The sequence below is a fragment of the Variovorax sp. Root473 genome, from assembly GCF_001426505.1.
Taxonomy (GTDB): domain Bacteria; phylum Pseudomonadota; class Gammaproteobacteria; order Burkholderiales; family Burkholderiaceae_C; genus Variovorax.
On the sequence record NZ_LMEV01000020.1, the window covers coordinates 314,592 to 334,131 of the forward strand.

The window sequence follows — 19,540 nt, forward strand, 5'->3', positions numbered from 1 at the left end:
CGGGTCAGAAGTCGATGGTGCCGCTCACGGAGAAGGTGCGCGGTGCGCCCAGCGTCAGGTAGTTGGAGCCCTGCGTGCCGCCCACCGATGCCCAGTACGACTTGTTGAACAGGTTGTCGATGCGCGCGCGCAGCGTGAGCGCACGGCCATTGCCCAGGTCGACCAGGTAGCGCGCGCCGATGTCGAAGCGCGTCCAGCCCGGAATCTGCTGCGTGTTGGCGGCGTTGGCGTACTGCTTGGACGTGTACAGCAGGCGCGCATTGAGCGACAGGTTGCGCACGCCCGGCACATCCCACTCGGCGCCCAGGTTGGCCTGCTGCTTGGCCACGCCGATGGCCGTGCGGCCGTCGGTGGCGCCGCCTTGCGTGTTCTTCTGCTTGGCGTCGAGCAGCGTCAGGCCGCCGAGCAGGCGCAGGCCCTTGGCCGGCTGGCCGAACACCGAGAACTCCAGGCCCTGGTTGCGCTGCTTGCCGTACAGGCCGTAGGTCTGGCCCGCGTACTGGTAGACCGGCTGGTCGGTGGTGAAGAACGCGGCGCTCGCGCCCAGGCTGCCGCCGTCGTACTTGACGCCGACTTCCTTCTGCTTGGCCTGGTACGGCGCGAACACCTCGCCCGCATTGGTGACCGGGCGGTTGTTCACCGTGCCGGGCGCCACGTTGCCCTTGACGAGCGCTTCGATGTAGTTGGCGTAGGCCGAGACGGTCGGCGTGATCTTGAACACGACGCCGGCCACCGGCGTGGTCTTGCTCTTGTCGTAGGTGCTCGACTGCTTGAGCGTGGTGTAGGCGAAGCTGGTCTGCTCGATGGTCTGGCGGCGCACGCCGAGCGTGACCAGCAGGCGGTCGTCCATGAACGACATGGTGTCGGCAATGGCGACGCTCGAGGTGTCGATCTTGTCGGTCAGGCGCGGGTCTTCCAGCGTGTTGCCGGTGAAGTTGTTGGCGAGCGGGTAGGGCGACGCGAACGGCGCGTAGATGTTGTTGCGCAGGCTGCCGCGCGAGATCGCGTAGGCGTTGTCGCGGTCGTTGCTGTACGTGGCGGCCGAGGCCACCACCGTGTGCTTCACGGGGCCGGTGGCGAAGGTGCCGCGCACGCCGAGTTCCGCAGTGCCGATGCGGTCCTTGCGGGTATTGCTGAAGCGCGTGTTGCTGGTGTTGCCGAACACGTCGTTCAGCGTCGGGTTCGACAGCACGTTGTCTTCGTCGCTGCGGCGCACGCCGCCGGCGGCCCAGGCCGTGATGTGGTCGGTGATGTCGACTTCGCCGCGGAAGGTGGCGAACTTGTCCTTTTCCTTCGAGTAGGTCCAGGGCTGGGCAAAGTTGGTGCTGGCGTCGGGCGCGCGCGGAATCGGCAGCGCCGATGACGGCGTGAGGCTGGGGCGGCCGTCCTTCAGGTCGTAGTCCTGGTAGCCGAAGTCGGCCGACAGGCGCACGTTGCGGTTGCGCCAGTCGAGGCCGACGGCGAAGGCGCTCAGTTGCTGGCTTTCCTTGTGCACGCCGGTGCCGCCTTCGCGGCGCACGGCATTCACGCGCACGCCCAGGCTGTCGTCGGGGCCGAAGCGGCGCGCCAGGTCGAGGTTCACGTAACCCTGGCCGCCGGTTTGCACGCCGAACCCGACGCGCGTGAGCGGCTCGTTGGGCGCGCGCTTGGGCAGCAGGTTGATCGCGCCGCCGATGCCACTGCCGCCGGGCGCGGCGCCGTTCAGGAAGGAGTTGGCGCCGCGGAACACTTCCACGCGCTCGAAGAATTCAGAGGCGATGTACTGGCGCGGGAGCATGCCGTACAGGCCGTTGTAGGCCACGTCGTCCGAGTACACGGGAAAACCGCGCACCACGTACAGCTCCTGGAAGTTGCCGAAGCCGCGTGCCTGGCGCACCGACGGGTCGTTGAGCAGCACGTCGGCCACGCTCTTGGCCTGCTGGTCCTGGATCAGCTCGTTGGTGTAGTTGGTGCTCGAGAACGGCGTGCTCATCATGTCCTGGTTGCCCAGGATGCCCACGCGCCCGCCGCGCGCCACCTGCCCGCCCGCGAAGGGCTTGACCAGGCCTTCGGCCGAGGCGTCGGCGCTGGCTTCGACGGTGACGGTGCTCAGCGTGCCGCTGGCGGGGGCCGCAGTTTCGGCGACCGGCGTTTGCGCCAGGGCGGTGAGCGCGTGAAGGGCCAGCAACGAGGCGGCCACGGTCGGGCGAAGGAAGAAAGGAGAGGCGCAGGCGGGCATGAAAGGGCGACCGTGTACAAATGAGAACAGTTATTGTTCATGGTTTGCACTTACGGGGCGGTACTTTCTTGCACTGTTGCAAAAAAGTGTCAGGCAAAGGATTGAGTTTTTGCCTCAGCGCGGCATCCGCTGGCCGTCCACGAACACATGCAATTCGCCCGAGGTGAAGGGCGTCCAGGTTTCGTTGGTGGTGAGCGGCGCCGTCACCACGACGGCCACGCGGTCGGTGGGCGTGGTGTGCTGGGCGAAGTCGATCTCCAGGTCTTCATCGGACAGCTGCGCCGTCACGAAGGGATGGCGGCGCTCCACGTACCAGAGGTTCGTGGAGGCATGCGCCCACAGCGCCTGTCCGTTCGACAGCATGAAGTTGAAGGTGCCGTGCGCCGCCAGCTGCGGCGCCAGTTCGCGCAGCGTGAGCGTGAGCTCCTCGACGCTGGGCACGCCCGCGTGCGACTTGGCCAGCTCCTGCATGATCCAGCAGAAGGCGTGCTCGCTGTCGGTGTTGCCCACCGGGTGGAAGTTGCCGTGCAGGCGCGGGCGAAAGTCCTTCAGGTCGCCGTTGTGGGCGAACACCCAGTAGCGGCCCCACAGCTCGCGCACGAAGGGGTGGCAGTTCTGCAGATTCACTTCGCCCTGCGTCGCCTTGCGGATGTGCGCGATGACGTTGCGGCTTTGAATCGGATAGCGCCGGATCAGCTCGGCCACCGGCGACTCGCAGGCCGGCTGGTGATCGACGAAGTGGCGCAGCCCGCGGTCCTCGAAGAACGCGATGCCCCAGCCGTCGGCATGGTGGTCGGTGCGGCCGCCGCGTTGCGCGAACCCCGTGAAGCTGAAGGTCACGTCGGTCGGCGTGTTGCAGTTCATCCCTAGCAATTGGCACATGGCTGTGATTAGACCGCGATTCAGGAGGAGGAGGCAGCCGCGGGCAGCCGCAGCCAACCCAGCACGCGCCCGGTGCCCAGCTGCGTGCGCCCGTCGGTGGTGAGCGCCCGGGGCAGCCGCTCGCGCGAGGTACCGAAGGGCCCGGGGTTCTGCTGCACGATCTCGACCGCGTCGGCGTCCACGCGCGACACGATCGCCACGTGGCCGTAGGGATTGAAGAGCCACGGCGCGAACACGACGATGTCGCCCACCGCCGGCGCGCTCGCACCGCCATTGCGATGCTGGACCAGGTTGCGCGCCGCGTTCAGCGCACCGTCTGCCACGGCCGCGTCGAAGAAGGCCTTGGCATGCCCGCGCGCCTCGGGCATGCGGTGCTGGTGCCGCTCGTAGTAGTAGCGCTTGACGAACTCCACGCACTGCCAGCGCAGGCCGATGTTGTAGCCATCGGGTGCGAGGCTGCGTCCGTCGACGTGGTTGATGGCGCCGTTGTAGTAGACCTGCACGCCCTCGAACTGGTCGATCACCTCGCCGGGCGCATGCGTCAGGTTGACGTTGAAGCGGCTCGCACCCCACAGCCCGAGCCAGGCGATGAGGACGAGCGAGGCGAGGACGACGAGGGCGCGTCGGGTGATGAGACGGGGCATGGACGGTGAAGCAGGAAGCGCGGCCCCGCAGGGGCCGTCGCCGGCGAGCTTAGTCCATGCGCCGGCCCGCTCAGAGCCCGTGCAAAGCCGCCATCTCGTCGATCGGTTCACGCTGGAACGCATCGAAGCGCGCTGATGGCTGCTGCAGTCACGCGGGCGCTCGGCAAGGGCGGCAGGGCGGCGGACATATGGCGATCGACGACAGCGATCGCGTCCGCAAGCGGTTATCAAGAAGCGGCAAAACCGGCGCGTTGGGGACCGAGGGATTCCCTGGCCGGCCTGTGCGCTACCGCAGAAACCGCCCTTCCTTCGTCACCCGCACCATCTCGATGAAGCGCGAGCCCGTGTTGCTTGCGCCGGTGAAGTCGACTTCCATGTTGCCGATGCGCAGCTTCATCGCCTTCAGCGTGGCGTGCAGACGGGCACGCGTGAGGTCGCGGCCGGTGCGGCGCAGGGCTTCGATCATCACGAGCGCGTTCACATAGCCTTCGTAGCTCAGGTAGCCGATGTCCACCTTGGCACGCTCGGCCAGCTGGCGGTACTCGCGCGCGGTGGCGTCGACCTCGCTCCAGGGATAGGGCACGATCTGCGAGATGGCCAGGCCGCTGGTCTTGTCGCCGACGAGCCTGGCGGTGATGTCGCCCGGAACGATCGACATGCCGTAGAACATCTGGCGTCCGCCGGCGCTCCATGCGCTTTTCATCACCTCGCCGCCGATGCCGCCGCCCAGGTACATGATGACGGCCTGCGCCTGGCTGTCGGCCAGCGCCTTGCCCGAGGCCTCGTTGGCCGTGCCGTCACCCTTCACGGGCACGGCCGCCACGGGCTTGAGCTGGAGCGCGCCAAGTGCGGCCTCGACCAGCCGCGCCACTTCGGCGCCGCCGGGGTTGTCCAGGTAGGCGACGGCGATGCGCGAGACGCCGATGGTCGTCAGGTGCTGCACGAGCGCCTGCGCCTCGCGCGCGAAAGTGGCGCGCACGAAATAACCCGCGCCCGCGACCTTCTCGCGGGCCGAGTCCGACACCGCATAGCCGCCGACCATCGGCGCGCCGCTTCGGCCCAGCACCTTGGCCGCGGCGGCCGTGGTGCCCGAGCCTACGCAGCCGAAGAAGGCGAAGGCGCGGTGCTCGGCCAACAGCTTCTCGTAGTTGGCGACGGCCTTTTCGGGCTTGAGCTCGTCGTCGAGCGAGACCAGCTTGATCTTGCGGCCCGCGAGCCCGCCCTGCGCGTTGACCGCGTCGAAGGCCAGCCCGGCGCCGGCCATCACGACCTGGATGGGCGCGCCCAGCGGCCCGCTCAGGATGCCGGTGTGGCCCAGGACGATCTCGCCGTCGCTGACGCCGTTCTCGGCGGCCAGCGCGGTGGAGGAAGAAATCAGGAGGCCGAGTCCGGCCGTCGCCGCTGCCGAGGCGGCGAGAAAACGTCTGCGATGCATGGAGCCGATTCCGCTTTTAGATACAACTGATAACAATTGAAATCGAAAGCATCCTCGTACGCCGCCGGGGTTTACCCCGTGTGTTGCGCCGTGTCCTCGTCGGGTTTCTCGCGCAGTTGCCAGGCCGCGCAGACGGCCAGCGCGCACAGGCCGGCCAGCATCAGGAACACCTCGTCGAAGGCGGCCAGCCGCGCCGGGGTGCTCACCGGGTTGGCGAGCGAGTCGCCGTGCGCAGCCAGGCGCCATTCGAGAATGATGGCGCACAGGCTCACGCCGACCGCGCCGCCGAGCATGCGCACGAAGCTGATCGCGCTGGCACCCTGCGGAATGAGCGGCTTGGCCAGCGGGCGCATCGACCCGAGGTTGAGCGAAGGCAGGATGAAGCCCAGCCCGATGCGCCCGACGATCGCGAACATCACCAGCAGCCACAGCGGGCTGTCCAGCCGCAGCACGGCCATGAGCGCGAACGACACCGCCAGCAGCGCCAGGCCGATGCTCACCAGCAGCCAGGTCGGTTGCTTGTCGGCCATGCGGCCCACGAGCGGGATGGTGAGGGCCAGCACGATGCCGGCCGGGAGCAGCGTCGTGCCCACGTGCGAGGCCGACAGGTGCAGCCCCACCTGCATGTACACCGGCAGCAGGTAGGTCGAGCCGAACAGCGCGGTGCCGTAGATGAAGGCGACCAGGCTGCCCATCGCGAACTGGCGGTAGCGAAAGAGCGCGAGGTTCATCAGCGGCGCGCCGCCCGCGGCCATGAGGCGGCGCTGCCACCACACGAAGGCGACGAAGGCGATGAGCGCGCCGGCCAGCAGCAGCGTGGCCTGCAGCGGCGAATCGCCGCGCAGCTCGACCAGCCCGTTCAGCAGGCACAGCGTACCCACGGTGCCCAGCGCCAGCCCGCGCCCATCGAGCCCGCTGCCGCGTGCCGCGGCCACGCCGCCGGGTGCGGTCTTGGGCACGAACTTGTAGGCCAGCCAGATCGAGGCCAGGCAGAAGGGCACCACCATGAAGAAGATCGAGCGCCAGCCGAACAGGTCGACCAGCACCCCGCCGATGCTCGGCCCGATGGCCGGCGCCAGCACCACACCCATGCCGAAGATGCCGCTGGCGCGCCCCTGCTCGTGCGGCTCGAAGGCGCGCAGGATGATGATGGCCGGAATGGGCTGCACCACGCCCGCCGCCAGCCCCTCGGCCACGCGCGCCATCAGCACCAGCGGGTAGTGGTCGGCCAGCCCGCCGACGATGCCGCCAGCCAGCAGCAGGAGCATGGTGCCGACGTAGGTGCGGCGGTAGCCGTAGCGCGACAGCAGCCACGGCGTGGTGAGCATCGACACCGTCATCGCCACCATGAAGCCCGAGCTCACCCACTGCGCGCGCTCCTGGCCCAGCGCGAAGTGGTGGCTCATGTCGGGGATCGCCACGTTGACGATGGTCGACGACATGATCGACGCCATCGTGCCCACCATGACCGACAGCAGCAGGTACCAGCGGTAGCGCTCGCCGTAGCGGGCGCGAAGGACGCCCATGGAGGGCAGCGTGTCGGGTGTTTGTGGGGAGGTCATGGAGCAGCGCAAGGTCCAGCGGCGTCTGGGACGTCCGTCGTCCTACAAGCATATCGGTGTTTGCGCGGCGGACGCTGCGCGCGCGGGTCGCACAATGCGGCGGCAGTCCCTTGTGCGTCAAGCCATCCAAAGAACACGCCATGAACCCGCCGATCCACCAAGAACCCGCCGATGACCCGGCCGTGCAGGATGCGGCCCCCACGCTCGGGGCCGAACTCGCCGCACCCACCGTCAGCCGCGCCTACCGCTGCCAGTGTGGGCGCCCCGTGTTCCTGCGCAACAGCAAATGCCTGGCCTGCCTCACGCCGCTGGGCTACGTGATCGACCGGCTCGGCGTGGTGCCACTCGCGCCCGCCGAAGGCGAGGGCGCCTTGCCCGACACCTTCACCGTCTTCGGCGACCCGCATGGCCTCACCTATCGCCGCTGCGCCAACCTCATGACGCCGGCCGCCTGCAACTGGATGGTGGCAACGCCGCGCGAAGGCGAAGCCATTCCCGCCGACACGCAGGGCCACGCGCCGGGCTACTGCCTGTCGTGCAGTGTCACGCGCACCATTCCCGACCTGTCGGTGGCGGCCAACGGCGAGCTGTGGTGCAAGCTCGAGATGGCCAAGCGCCGGCTCATCTCGCAGCTGCTCGCGCTCGGCCTGCCGGTGGTGAGCCGCCATGCCGATCCGGTGCACGGGCTGGCCTTCGACTTTCTCAGCAACATGCCGGGCGCCCCGCATGTGATGACTGGCCATGAGCACGGCCTGATCACGCTCAACGCCGAGGAGGCCGAAGACGCCGTGCGCGAGCGCATCCGCGCCGAGATGCACGAGCCCTACCGCACGCTGCTGGGCCACTTCCGCCACGAGATCGGCCACTACTACTGGGACCTGCTGGTGCTGCCCACGCCGTGGATCGACGACTTCCGCGCGCTCTTCGGCGACGAGCGCGCCGACTACGGCGCCGCGTTGCAGCAGCACTACGAGCAGGGCCCGCCGCCCGACTGGGCGCAGCGCTTCGTCAGCAGCTACGCGAGCATGCATCCGTGGGAAGACTGGGCCGAGACCTGGGCTCACTACCTGCACATGGCCGACACGGCCGACACGGCGATGAGCTTCGGCATCGATGCAAGCAACGTCGAACTCACGAGCGACCTCTTCACCGTTGCCGACCTGTGGCAGCCCGACCATCCCGACGCCGCGAAATTCCTCGACTTCATCAACGGCTGGGTGCTGCTGACCAGCATGCTCAACGAGCTGTCGCGCAGCATGGGCCAGCCCGACTACTACCCCTTCGTGCTGCCGCGCGCGGCGGTGGGCAAGCTGCAGTTCATCCACGGCGTGGTCACCGCGCAGCGCAGCGGCATGGCGCCGACGATGGTGATGGCGGGGGATGCGACGGCGCCTGTGGCGCAAGCTGCCGAGCCTGCAGCGATGCAGTCGCAAACCCAGTCACAAGCGCAGTCGCAGGGCGACGTCGCTCAGTCCTGAGCCGGCGGCAGGCCCGCGGCGCAGCGCGCGCAGATGCAGGCCTGCCCGCGCAATGTCGGTGGCAGCGTGTCGAGCGGCGCCAGCGAAAAATCGGCGGCCATGCACCAGCAGGGCGGCTGCGCCTGGCCGGTTTCGCGTTCGACCTCCATCGCGCAGCGGTTCGCCTCGCCGCACAGCGGGCAGTGCGCGGTGTCGATGACGACGGTCATGCGAGCGCGAAAGCCGGCAGTTTTTTCGGCACCGCGACATTGCGCAGCGTTGCGTACACCGGCAGGCCGTCGCGGTAGGTCGGGTAATCCTCGCCCGCGATCAGCGGCAGCAGGTAGCGGCGGCACTTCTCGGTGATGCCGTAGCCGTCGTCCGAAATGAAGTCGCGCGGCATCGGCTTTTCGACATTCGCGACCGATTCGAGCGGCGCCGCGCCGAGCGTGTAGGCATAGGGCACGTCGCTCGTGCGCTCGATGGTCGGCATCACCGCGTTGCGGCCTTCGAGCGCCAGCTCGACCGCGCGCTGGCCCAGCTCGTAGGCCTGCTTCACGTCGGTGGCCGAGGCGATGTGCCGCGCCGCGCGCTGCAGGTAGTCGGCCACGGCCCAGTGGAACTTGTGGCCCAGCGCTTCCTTCACCATCTGCGCGACCACCGGCGCAGCGCCGCCGAGCTGGGCATGGCCGAAGGCGTCGCGCGCGCCCTGTTCGGCGAGAAAGGTGCCGTCGGGGTGGTGGCAGCCCTCGGACACCACCACCGAGCAGTAGCCGTGCTGCTGCACGAGCGCATCGACGCGGGCCAGGAAGCGGGCCGCGTCGAACTCGATCTCGGGGAACAGCACCACCACCGGAATCCCATGGTCGGCCACCAGCCCGCCAGCCGCGGCGATCCATCCTGCGTGGCGGCCCATCACCTCGAGCACGAACACCTTGGTGGAGGTGGCGGCCATCGAGCGCACGTCGAACGAGGCCTCGAGCGTGGACACCGCCACGTACTTCGCCACCGAGCCGAAGCCCGGGCAGCAGTCGGTCAGCGGCAGGTCGTTGTCGATGGTCTTGGGCACGTGGATGGCCTGCAGCGGGTAGCCCATCGACTGCGACAGCTGGCTTACCTTGAAGCAGGTGTCGGCCGAGTCGCCGCCGCCGTTGTAGAAAAAGTAGCCGATGCCGTGCGCCTTGAACACCTCGATGAGACGTTCATATTCACGACGGTTTTTCTCGAGCGACTTGAGCTTGTAGCGGCACGAGCCGAACGCGCCCGAAGGCGTGGTGCGCAGCGCCGCAATCGCTTCTGCCGGCTCGGCGCTGGTGTCGATCAGGTCCTCGGTGAGCGCGCCGAGGATGCCGTTGCGTCCGGCATAGAGCGTGCCGATGCGGTCCGGGTGCTGGCGCGCCGTCTCGATCACGCCGCAGGCCGAGGCGTTGATGACCGAGGTGACGCCGCCCGACTGGGCGTAGAAGGCATGAGTCAGGGTGATGTTGCTCATGGGATGGATTCCTCGGTCAGTGATGCCGAAGCAGCGGTTCGGCGCGCGCAGATGCGGGGCCAAGCTGCTCGACTTGTGCGAGACGCGCTCGTGCAACGCTTGGCTGGCAGGGCCGGTGGGGTGGGCATGACCCAATTTTGCGGCAACGCTAAGCCACAAGCCAGGTCGGGTTGTGGTGCGCGGGACGTTATGCGTTTTGGCACACCTCGGAGTCAAGCCATGGCACAGGTGCTGCGGTGGCGTGGCACACCTCACTGCACGCCAAAAATGTTAATTAAGAGGTTAAATGTTATTTAATCTTAATTGACTGTAAAAGGAGGTCGAGGTACGTGCATTGCTGGATTGGATTGAGCGCCAGAAGGTCTGGGGTTCAATTCAAATCAAAGGTAATTTCATGAACCGTTCAATGCTACGTACCACACAAAAGGGCTTCACTCTCATTGAATTGATGATCGTCGTTGCGATCATCGGTATTCTTGCCGCTGTCGCGTTGCCTGCTTATCAGGATTACACCGCGAAGGCCCAGATCGCCGCCGCGTTGGCAGAAATTACGCCAGGCAAGGTGACTTCTGAAACAAAAATTACCGATGGCGTGGAGATAAAATCTGCCGAAGAAATCGGGTTGCAGAAGGCCACGAAACGCTGCTCTGCCATTACTCCCGCGTTTAAGATTGTTGATAAAGGTGTTGGCAGCATTACATGCACGATGATTGGTGGCTCCCAAGTGAATGGCAAGACGATCACTTGGTCGCGATTGGCGGATGACAGCGCGACTCCGGGCGCGTGGTCGTGCTCCACCACCGTTGACACCAAGCTTAAGCCGAAGGATTGCTCTTAACTGAGGCTCGTATAAATAAAAAAGCGGCCTTGGCCGCTTTTTTATTTATACGAGCGCTGAGCCAAAATGTGCATCTTCATGCATTTAAAATAAGGAAAAATCAGGGAGCGCGTTTCATGAAAAATGTGCCAATCAGCATTGCTGCGTCGGTCGTCGTCGCTGAGCGTAGCCGGCGCACTTGGTGGCGGCGAATCGCGGATGGGACGATGACCCGTCTGACTGACGACGCAAAGGGGCGGGCCATGCTCAGCTTGGCGGAGGTCGCACCGCTCATTTGCGTTCCGCTCGATCAGTCGGATCTCGATTTTCTCGTACAAGCCGACGCGGGTAATGCCGATGCACAGAACGACATTGGGCAGTTGTTTTCGAACGCTGGCAAGCCGACGATTGCCCTGTATTGGCTCGAGCAGGCCGCGCGTCAAGGCCACGCGGACGCTATGCAGTGGTTGGGCCGCTGCTATATCGGCGGTGAAGGCGTGCCGAAAAACAAGAACATCGGCTTGATGTGGATTGCCAAGGCAGCCGCACACGGCCACGTCATCGCACAGGCTCAAATGCAGGGCTCGTTTCGCTCGCAATCGATCTGAAGCCGCGCTAGCCAGAAGTCCAGCGAGTCGTGCGAGCGGGGAGGCGAGCGCTATCTCATCCCCATCGACCGCGTGATCACTTCTTTCATGATCTCGTTGGTGCCGCCGTAGATGCGCTGCACGCGCGCGTCGGCATAGGCGCGCGTGATCGGGTACTCCCACATGAAGCCGTAGCCGCCGTGCAGCTGCACGCACTCGTCCATCACCTTGCACTGCAGGTCGCTGGTCCAGTACTTGGCCATGCTCGCGGTGGCGGTGTCGAGTTTCTCGGCCATCAGCAGCTCGATGCACTTGTCGACGAACACCTGCGCCACCTGCACCTCGGTCTGCAACTCGGCCAGCGTGTAGCGCGTGTTCTGGTAGTGGCCCACGGGCTGGCCGAACACCTTGCGCTCCTTGACGTAGGCCACGGTGTGGTCGATGGCGGCCTGCGAAGCGGCCACCGCGCTGATCGCGATCTGCAGCCGCTCCCAGGGCAGCTGCTCCATCAGGCAGACGAAGCCGCGGTTGAGCATGGCGGCGTCGCCCAGCAGCGCCTCGGCGGGCAGGCGCACGTCGTTGAAGAACAGCTCCGAGGTGTCCTGCGCCTTCAGGCCCAGCTTCTTCAGCCGCTTGCCCTTCTCGAAGCCCGGCATGCCCCGCTCGACGAGGAACAGGCTGGTGCCCTTCGCGCCCGCGGCCGGATCGGTCTTGGCGACCACGATCACCAGGTCGGCGTGCCAGCCATTGGTGATGAAGGTCTTGCTGCCGTTGAGCAGGTAGCTGCCGTCGGCCTGGCGGAGGGCGCTGGTCTTCACGGCCTGCAGGTCGCTGCCCGCGCCGGGCTCGCTCATGGCGATGGCGCCGACCATCTCGCCGCTGGCGAGCTTGGGCAGGTAGTGCAGCTTCTGCGCCTCGGTGCCGTAACGCAGGATGTACGGCGCCACGATCTCGTTGTGCAGGCCGAAACCGATGCCCGTGAAGCCGCGTGCCCACAGCTCCTCGAACTGGATCACCGAATACAGCAGGTCGGCGCCCGCGCCGCCGTAGGTGTCGGGCAGCGCCATGCACAGGAAGCCGTTCTCCCCGGCCTTGGTCCAGACGGCGCGGTCCACGTAGCCCTGCTCTTCCCAGTCGTCGTGGAAGGGCGCGATCTCCTTGTCCATGAAGCGGCGGAAGCTGTCGCGGAAGGCCTCGTGGTCGGCGGTGAAGAGGGTGCGTTCGATGGTCATGGGGACGTCAGCGGGTTTCGAAGACAGGAGGACGCTTCTGCAGGAAGGCGCTCACGCCCTCGCGGAAGCTGGGGCGGTCGATGAGCGCGCGCTGGCGCTCGCTCTCGTAGTGCAGTTGTTCCTTCAGCGTGTGGTGTTCGGAGGCGTCGAATGCCTCGCGCGCTTCGAGCACCGCATGCGCCGGCAGGCGCGCCAGGCGCTGTGCGATGGCGCGGGCCTCGTCCATCAGCTGTTCGTCGTCGGCGCAGGCCCAGATCAGGCCCCACTGCACCGCGCGTCCGGCGCTCAGGCGTTCGTCGAGCAGTGCCATGCCCATCGCGCGCGCACGGCCGGCGCGGCGCGGAATGGCCCAGGTGCAGCCGAGGTCCGGCACGATGCCGAGCTTGGGCAGGAAGGGCAGGTAGAAGTAGGCACTGCGCGCGGCAATGGTCACGTCGGCCGCGAGCGCCAGCCCCACGCCCGCGCCGGCCGCCGGGCCGTTGACCGCGGCCACCACCGGCACCGGCAGCGTGCGCAGCGTCTCGATGAGCGGGTTGCTGAGCTTCTGCATCCACTCGGCGGTCTGGTCGCCGAGCGTCTGACCAGGCTCGCCGGGCGGCGCCATCGCGCTCAGGTCGGCGCCCACGCAGAAAGCCTTGCCGGCGCCCGTGAGGATCACGGCGCGCACCGTGCGGTCGTCGCGGATGCGTTCGAGCGCGTCGCGCAGTTCGACCTGCAGGTCTTTCGCGATCGGGTTGAGCTTGTGCGGCAGGTTCAGCGTGAGCGTGGCGATGCCGTCGGCCTGCTCGCACAGGATGCAGGGTTGGGGTGTGGGTTGCGGCGCGGTCATGCGAGCGCTGCGCCAGAAGTGGTGGTCATGGGCGTGTCCCGTTCAAGGCAAGAAGGAAAACGGACGCCCAAAGCAAAAAGCCGCCTGTCGTCACGGCGGCGCGCGGCGCTCCCTGCGGGGGCGGTCCATGGCATCGAGGTTCGATGCCACGGCGCCCGCGGTCAAGCCGGGGACAACCCGTGCAGCGCCAGTCGCCAGGGCGACCCCGCGCGTGATTGCGCGCGCGAGGCGGGGTTCGGCAGCGCGGCAGGCTGCGCGTCCGACACCGAGATGCACGACGACTCCAGCGCCGACACCAGCACGCGCCGGTGCTCGGTGCTCTCGAAGCGCTCGCCCGGGCCGAGCACGATGTCGCGCGGGTCGCGGTCGAGCGTGATCCACACCGCGCCGCTGCGGCACTCGATGCCCACGCCCGCCCCGTCGGGCACGGCGAAGACGGCGCGGCTGGGCAAGCTCACGTGGAAGCGCGAGGTCGACGAGGAGAAAGAAAAAGCCGAAGAAGACGGGGTGGTGGCGGTGCTCATGGGAAGCTCCATTGCATTCGTGATGCGAATGAATATAGTGAGCCGATTCCTCTCTTACACGCGGTCATTCGGAACTCGTTGCATGCCTCCAGAGAATGTGAAAACCCCGGCCGGCGAGCTTCCGCCGCTTGAGCTGCTGCGCAGCTTCGAGGCCGCCGCGCGCCGGCTGAGCTTCACCCTGGCGGCCGGCGAACTGCACCTCACGCAGTCAGCCGTGAGCCGGCAGATCCAGCAGCTCGAAGCCAGCCTGGGCGTGCTGCTGTTCGAGCGCCGCCACCGCGCGCTCGTGCTCACCGAGGCCGGCGGCGTGCTGCAGCGCGCGGTCACCGACAGCCTGGAACGTTTGCGCGACGCCACCGCCCGCGTGCGCGCCCATGCCGCGCCGCGCCAGGTCGCGATCACCACCACGCCGGGCTTTGCATCGCTGTGGCTCATTCCGCGGCTGGCGCGCTTCACCGGCAGCCACCCGCAGGTCGACGTGCGTGTGTCGGCGACGCTCGACGTGCTCGACATGGAACGCAGCCGCATCGACGTGGCCGTGCGGCTCATGCCCATTGCGCGCGGCCTGGGCCCGGCGCTGTTCGAGGAGTCGGTGATGCCGCTGTGTTCGCCACAGCTCGCGACCGTGCTGCGCACGCCGTCCGACCTGGCGCAGCTCACGCTGCTCACGGTCGACTACCCCGACCACGGCGAGGCGCCCACGGCCGACTGGGAGCCCTGGCTCAAGCTCATGGGGCTCGAAGATCTGCGCATGAAGACCACGTTGCGTTTCACGCAGTACGCCGATGCCGTGGCCGCCGCCGTGGCGGGGCAGGGCGTGGTGATTGGCCGGCTGCCGCTGTTGCGCGAACTGCTGCGCGAAGGCCGCCTCGTCGCGCCGCTCGGCGAAGGCGCCGCGTCGCTGCGCGGCTACTTCGTCGAAACCTCTCGGCGCGCCGCGAGCAACCGCGACGCGCAGGACTTCGCGCAGTGGCTGCGCGAGGAGGCCGAGGCCGCCCGGCGCGGCTGAACGGCCGGTGCGCGATCAGCCCGGCAGCAGCACCTTGTTGACGACGTGGATCACGCCGTTCGACTGGTAGACATTCGCGATCGTCACCGCCGCCGTGCCGCCCTTGGCATCGGTCACCCACACGGTGCCGCCGCTCATCGTGGCCGTGAGCGTGCCGCCACTCGCGGTCTTCAGCATCGCCTTGCCACCGCCCGCGTTGATCGCGCTCGTCAGTGCCGCGCTGTCCATGCGACCGGGCACCACGTGGTAGGTCAGCACCTTGGTGAGCGTGGCCTTGTTCTCGGGCTTGAGCAGCGTGTCGACCGTGCCGGCCGGCAGCGCCGCGAACGAGGCGTTGGTGGGCGCGAACACCGTGAACGGGCCCGGGCTCTTGAGCGTGGCCACGAGGTCGGCCGCCTTCACCGCGGCGACCAGCGTCGTGTGGTCCTTCGAATTCACCGCGTTGTCGACGATGTCCTTCGTCGGGTACATCGGCGCGCCGCCGACCATGGGGACGGCGGCACTGCTGCTGGCATTGCTCATGCCTGTGCCGGCGCACGCGCCGAGCAACGCCGACACGCCGAGTGCGATCACGAGTTTTTTCATGGATGTCTCCTGGAAAGAAAGGGCTCTGTGGAAACCGCCAACAGCTCGGAGGCGCGATGCGCTTGAGATGCCATACGGCGCGTTGCGCGAAGCGGATTCAACCAGCGTCGATTCAATGAACCCGGCGAGCCGCGCCGCGTCAGCTTTGCGCCACAACGCGCCACGCCCCGCTTGCGCGCCGCGCAAGCCCTCGACAGAATCCGCCCTTCCTTTTTCAGCGACAGTTTTTCGACACCACGCACGGCGACGATCGACCTCCCGGGCGAGAACACCAACCAATGAACCGTTCACTGAACACCTGACGCACGCCGACCGCCCCGGCCGGATGTGCACCTTCGCATCCGCCGCGGCCGTATCGACAAGGGCCCCGCGCGCAACTGCATTCGCCGGGGCCTTTTTGTTTTTTCGGAGTGTGTGCACATGAGTGCTCAACGAAAGGCCCGCGACGACGACAAGCGTCTGGGCCGGTTCTACTTTGCGGTGCCCGCGTCGGCCCCGCGCAATCCCGTGGTGGCCGCGATGGCCCGCCGTGAATCCAGCCAGGGCGCAGGCCGCCACCTGCGCACGCACCGTGCCGAACGGCGCGCGCAGAAGGTGGCGCTGCAGAAAGCCGCGCGCGACGTCGGACGGAGGGCCGACGATGCGTGACGTCAGCGTTCGCCCGACGCCGGCCGTGCACGCTCACGCGCCCGCGGCAACACCCAGAACGCCAGCGTCCCCGCCGCCAGCATCCCGCTCACCGTGAGGAACACCGCGCGGAACGGCTCGCTGCCCTGGGCCACGGCCCAGGAGGCGGCCACGCCGGTGGTCCATTGCATCAGCGAGACGCCGAGGAACATCGCCATGTTGAGCAGCGCCATCGCGCGGCCGGTCACGGCGGCCGGGTAGGCGTTCTTGGTGTACGCGTACAGCAGCACGCTGTAGCCCGACAGCATGCCGTAGACGATCGGCAGGCCGATGTCGATGGCGCGCGATTGCGTGAGGGCCATGGCGGCGAACATCGCCGCGCCGGCGAAGGCGCAGCGCATCATCCAGCGCGTGCGGCGCGCGCCGCCGGGGTCGAGGCGGCCGAACAGCATGGGGCTGGCCATGCCGGCGACGGTCATCACCAGCGCCACGTTGCCGCTGGCGACGAGCGAGAGGCCGTGGCGGTCGTGCAGCACGGGGCCGAGCCACAGGCCGCGCAGCGTGATGAAGGCCGCATACGACACGCAGGCGAAGCACAGCAGCCCGAGCGTGTGCGGCATGGCGAACAGCGGCACCAGGTCGCGCACGGCCTGGCGCAGCGACTGGTGCTCGGGCGCGGGCTCGTCCGACGCCGCAGACGTGGTCGTGGTCGTGGTCGTGCGCGCTGGCTCGTGCACGTGCCAGAAGATGACGATCCACGAGAGCACGGCGAAGGCGGTCAACGCGGCATAGCCGGCGCGCCACGACGCGGCCTCGATCAGCAGCGCCAGCGGCGTGCCCGTGAACAGGATGCCCATGCCCGCGAGGCTCATCACCAGGCCCGACATGGCCGTGAAGCGCGAGGCGTCGAAGTGCCGTGCGATGAACACCGTGCAGGCCAGGAAGGCCGGCGCGCAGCCCACGCCGATCAGCGCCTGCCCCAGCAGCAGCGCGCCGAAGCCCGGCGCCACGGTGCACAGCGCGGCGCCCGCAATGGCCAGGGGAAAAGCGGTGAGCACGGTGCGGCGCACGCCGAAGTGGTCGATCGACACGCCCATCGCGAGCTGCATGATGCCGAAGGTGAAATGGAAGGTGCCGGCCCAGGTGCCCAGCGCCTGCGGCGTGAGGCCGAAGTGCTGCGTGAGCGGCGTGGCCATCATGGCGCCGACGGTGCGAAAGGCCTGGCTCAGCGCGAAGGCGGTGGCCAGTGCGACCAGCATGGCCGCGGCCGAGGTCGACCCGCGGGTCGGGGGCGGCGAAGCCGCGTGCTTGTTCATCGGGAGAAACGGAAACCGGAGAGAGAGGAGGGCGGCGTCGATGCTACCGGCATGTCGCGCCCCATGCAGAACGGCGCCCGAGGGCGCCGTTCGTTGGCTGTCTCCGAGGCGTCAGTGCCGGCGGTGGCCGGCACTGCGCATCGCGCGCGTCAGGCCGCGGCCTTCACCTTCAGGCGCCAGGCGTGCAGCAGCGGCTCGGTGTAGCCGCTGGGCTGCTCGATGCCCTTGAACACGAGGTCTTGCGCGGCCTTGTAGGCGGCCGAGGTCTCGAAGTGGCCGGCCATCGGCTGGTACAGCGCGTCGCCGGCGTTCTGCTCGTCGACCACCTTGGCCATGCGCTGGAAGGTCTCGTCGACCTGCGCCTTCGTGACGACGCCGTGCAGCAGCCAGTTGGCGAGGTGCTGGCTGGAGATGCGCAGCGTGGCGCGGTCTTCCATCAGGCCGACGTTGTGGATGTCGGGCACCTTCGAGCAGCCCACGCCCTGGTCGATCCAGCGCACCACGTAGCCCAGGATGCCCTGCACGTTGTTGTCGATTTCCTGCTGCTTCTCGGCGTCGGTCCACTTGGCCTGCGCGGCGATCGGCACCTGCAGCAGTGCGTTCAGGATGTTCTCGCGCTCGCCTTCGGCGTCGATCTTTTCCAGCTCCTGCTGCACGGCGGTCACGCTGACCTGGTGGTAGTGCAGCGCGTGCAGCGTGGCGGCCGTGGGCGAGGGCACCCAGGCGGTGTTGGCGCCGGCCTTGGGGTGGGCGATCTTCTGTTCGAGCATCGCGGCCATCAGGTCGGGCATGGCCCACATGCCCTTGCCGATCTGCGCCTTGCCGCGCAGGCCGCAGTTCAGGCCGACGAGCACGTTGTTCTTCTCGTAGGCGCCGATCCAGGCGCTGGACTTCATGTCGCCCTTGCGGATCATCGGGCCGCCCTGCATGGCGGTGTGCATCTCGTCGCCGGTGCGGTCCAGGAAGCCGGTGTTGATGAAGGCCACGCGCGCGGCGGCCTCGGCGATGCAGGCCTGCAGGTTCACGCTGGTGCGGCGCTCCTCGTCCATGATGCCGAGCTTGACGGTGTTGGCGGGCAGGCCGAGCAGCTGCTCGACGCGGCCGAACAGCTCGCTCGCAAAGGCGACTTCGGCCGGGCCGTGCATCTTGGGCTTGACGATGTAGATGCTGCCGGTGCGCGAGTTGCCCTTGCGCTTGACGTCGATCATCGCGATGGTGGTGGTGACCACGGCGTCCAGGATGCCTTCGGGGATTTCCTTGCCGCCTTCGTACAGGATGGCCGGGTTGGTCATCAGGTGGCCCACGTTGCGCAGGAACATGAGCGAGCGGCCGTGCAGCTTCAGCGGCTGGCCGTTGGCGCCGGTGTACTCGCGGTCGGCATTCAGGCCGCGCGTGAAGGTCTTGCCGCCCTTGGCGACTTCCTCGGTGAGCGTGCCCTGCACGATGCCTAGCCAGTTGGCGTACGCGACGACCTTGTCGGCGGCGTCGACCACGGCCACCGAGTCTTCGAGGTCGAGGATGGTGGAGAGCGCGGCTTCGAGCACGAGGTCGCTCACGCCGGCGGCGTCGCTCTTGCCGATGGCGGTGCTGCGGTCGATGCGGATGTCCAGGTGGATGCCGTTGTGCTTGAGCAGCACCGACGACGGCGCGGTCGCGTCGCCCTGGTAGCCGACGAACTGCGACGCATCGGCCAGGCCGGTGGTGCTGCCTTGCAGTGCGACGACGAGCTGGCCGTCCTTCACGCTGTAGCCGGTGGCGTTCTTGTGCGAGCCGTTGCTCAGCGGTGCGGCCTGGTCGAGCACGTTGCGTGCGAACTCGATGACCTTGGCGCCGCGCACGGGGTTGTAGCCCTTGCCCTTTTCCGCGCCGCCGGTTTCGGGGATGGCGTCGGTGCCGTACAGCGCGTCGTACAGCGAACCCCAGCGCGCGTTGGCGGCGTTGAGGGCGTAGCGCGCATTCAGGATCGGCACCACCAGCTGCGGGCCGGCCTGCAGCGCGAGTTCGGAGTCGACGTTGGCCGTGGTGGCCTTCACGCCCTTGGGCTGCGGCAGCAGGTAGCCGATCTTTTCCAGGAAGGCGCGGTAGGCCGGCATGTCGGCGATCGGGCCGGGGTTCTTCTTGTGCCAGGCGTCGAGTTCGCTCTGCAGGCGGTCGCGCTCGGCGAGCAGGGCGACGTTCTTGGGTGCGAGGTCATGGACGATGGCATCGAAGCCCTTCCAGAACACGTCGCTGGCCACGCCGCTGGCGGGCAGGACTTTCTCTTCGACGAAGCGGTGCAGTTCGGTCGCGACCTGGAGTCGGTGGGCGGTGGTGCGGTCGGTCAT

Annotated in this window: 18 protein-coding genes; 5 read left to right on the plus strand and 13 right to left on the minus strand. The window is 67.7% G+C overall.

Annotated elements, in window-relative coordinates; genetic code table 11:
• Positions 1-4 precede the first annotated feature (4 nt).
• The 5 genes from ASD34_RS26180 to ASD34_RS26200 form a co-directional block, all read right to left on the minus strand.
• On the minus strand, positions 5-2,218 hold the full coding sequence (locus tag ASD34_RS26180; RefSeq protein ID WP_056584328.1) for a TonB-dependent receptor: 2,214 nt from the start codon (positions 2,216-2,218) through the stop codon (positions 5-7).
• Positions 2,219-2,332: 114 nt separating this feature from the next.
• The gene (locus ASD34_RS26185; RefSeq protein ID WP_056584331.1) at positions 2,333-3,100 is read right to left on the minus strand and encodes a class II glutamine amidotransferase; all 768 of its coding nucleotides are present in this window, start codon (positions 3,098-3,100) and stop codon (positions 2,333-2,335) included.
• A 20-nt stretch (positions 3,101-3,120) separates the two neighbouring features.
• Entirely contained in the window at positions 3,121-3,744 is a 624-nt protein-coding gene (locus ASD34_RS26190) for a CHAP domain-containing protein (protein ID WP_056584334.1), read from the minus strand.
• A 286-nt stretch (positions 3,745-4,030) separates the two neighbouring features.
• The gene (locus ASD34_RS26195; RefSeq protein ID WP_056584338.1) at positions 4,031-5,179 is read right to left on the minus strand and encodes an ABC transporter substrate-binding protein; all 1,149 of its coding nucleotides are present in this window, start codon (positions 5,177-5,179) and stop codon (positions 4,031-4,033) included.
• Between the two features lie 71 nt (positions 5,180-5,250).
• Positions 5,251-6,741, minus strand: coding sequence for a DHA2 family efflux MFS transporter permease subunit (locus tag ASD34_RS26200; protein WP_056584340.1), 1,491 nt, complete (start codon positions 6,739-6,741; stop codon positions 5,251-5,253).
• 140 nt (positions 6,742-6,881) lie between these two features.
• On the opposite strand from ASD34_RS26200, the gene ASD34_RS26205 reads away from it, so the two are divergent.
• On the plus strand, positions 6,882-8,219 hold the full coding sequence (locus tag ASD34_RS26205; RefSeq protein WP_056584344.1) for a putative zinc-binding metallopeptidase: 1,338 nt from the start codon (positions 6,882-6,884) through the stop codon (positions 8,217-8,219).
• On the opposite strand, the gene ASD34_RS26210 is transcribed toward ASD34_RS26205, so the two are convergent.
• Positions 8,210-8,428, minus strand: a complete 219-nt coding sequence (locus ASD34_RS26210) for a cysteine-rich CWC family protein (protein WP_056584346.1) — start codon at positions 8,426-8,428, stop codon at positions 8,210-8,212. The two genes, ASD34_RS26205 and ASD34_RS26210, sit on opposite strands and share 10 nt — an antisense overlap.
• A complete protein-coding gene (locus ASD34_RS26215; protein WP_056584349.1) occupies positions 8,425-9,690 on the minus strand; it encodes a 6-phosphofructokinase in 1,266 nt (421 codons plus the stop codon). The genes ASD34_RS26210 and ASD34_RS26215 overlap by 4 nt, the downstream gene beginning before the upstream one ends.
• Positions 9,691-10,096: 406 nt before the next feature.
• On the opposite strand from ASD34_RS26215, the gene ASD34_RS28445 reads away from it, so the two are divergent.
• Complete coding sequence (locus tag ASD34_RS28445) at positions 10,097-10,528, plus strand: pilin (RefSeq protein ID WP_056584351.1); 432 nt, start codon at positions 10,097-10,099, stop codon at positions 10,526-10,528.
• A 116-nt stretch (positions 10,529-10,644) separates the two neighbouring features.
• Positions 10,645-11,115: a tetratricopeptide repeat protein gene (locus tag ASD34_RS26225; RefSeq protein ID WP_056584355.1), complete on the plus strand. Its 471-nt coding sequence runs from the start codon at positions 10,645-10,647 to the stop codon at positions 11,113-11,115.
• Between the two features lie 50 nt (positions 11,116-11,165).
• On the opposite strand, the gene ASD34_RS26230 is transcribed toward ASD34_RS26225, so the two are convergent.
• From ASD34_RS26230 to ASD34_RS26240, 3 genes are all read right to left on the minus strand, one after another.
• The gene (locus ASD34_RS26230) at positions 11,166-12,326 is read right to left on the minus strand and encodes an acyl-CoA dehydrogenase family protein (RefSeq protein WP_056584358.1); all 1,161 of its coding nucleotides are present in this window, start codon (positions 12,324-12,326) and stop codon (positions 11,166-11,168) included.
• A gap of 7 nt (positions 12,327-12,333) precedes the next feature.
• Positions 12,334-13,155, minus strand: a complete 822-nt coding sequence (locus ASD34_RS26235) for an enoyl-CoA hydratase-related protein (protein ID WP_056584360.1) — start codon at positions 13,153-13,155, stop codon at positions 12,334-12,336.
• A 161-nt stretch (positions 13,156-13,316) separates the two neighbouring features.
• Entirely contained in the window at positions 13,317-13,679 is a 363-nt protein-coding gene (locus tag ASD34_RS26240) for a DUF2917 domain-containing protein (protein WP_056584722.1), read from the minus strand.
• An 82-nt stretch (positions 13,680-13,761) separates the two neighbouring features.
• Between ASD34_RS26240 and ASD34_RS26245 the strand changes: the two genes are divergently transcribed.
• Positions 13,762-14,688: a LysR substrate-binding domain-containing protein gene (locus tag ASD34_RS26245; RefSeq protein WP_056584363.1), complete on the plus strand. Its 927-nt coding sequence runs from the start codon at positions 13,762-13,764 to the stop codon at positions 14,686-14,688.
• A 15-nt stretch (positions 14,689-14,703) separates the two neighbouring features.
• Here ASD34_RS26245 and ASD34_RS26250 read toward each other — a convergent pair whose 3' ends face one another.
• Positions 14,704-15,210: a fasciclin domain-containing protein gene (locus ASD34_RS26250; RefSeq protein WP_414929898.1), complete on the minus strand. Its 507-nt coding sequence runs from the start codon at positions 15,208-15,210 to the stop codon at positions 14,704-14,706.
• A 483-nt stretch (positions 15,211-15,693) separates the two neighbouring features.
• On the opposite strand from ASD34_RS26250, the gene ASD34_RS26255 reads away from it, so the two are divergent.
• On the plus strand, positions 15,694-15,921 hold the full coding sequence (locus ASD34_RS26255) for a hypothetical protein (RefSeq protein ID WP_056584369.1): 228 nt from the start codon (positions 15,694-15,696) through the stop codon (positions 15,919-15,921).
• 2 nt (positions 15,922-15,923) lie between these two features.
• On the opposite strand, the gene ASD34_RS26260 is transcribed toward ASD34_RS26255, so the two are convergent.
• Together ASD34_RS26260 and ASD34_RS26265 are read right to left on the minus strand one after the other, a co-directional pair.
• Positions 15,924-17,216 carry an MFS transporter gene (locus ASD34_RS26260; RefSeq protein WP_056584372.1) on the minus strand — a complete coding sequence of 431 codons (1,293 nt, stop codon included), beginning with the start codon at positions 17,214-17,216 and terminating at the stop codon, positions 15,924-15,926.
• Positions 17,217-17,365: 149 nt separating this feature from the next.
• Positions 17,366-19,540, minus strand: a complete 2,175-nt coding sequence (locus ASD34_RS26265; protein WP_056584374.1) for a malate synthase G — start codon at positions 19,538-19,540, stop codon at positions 17,366-17,368.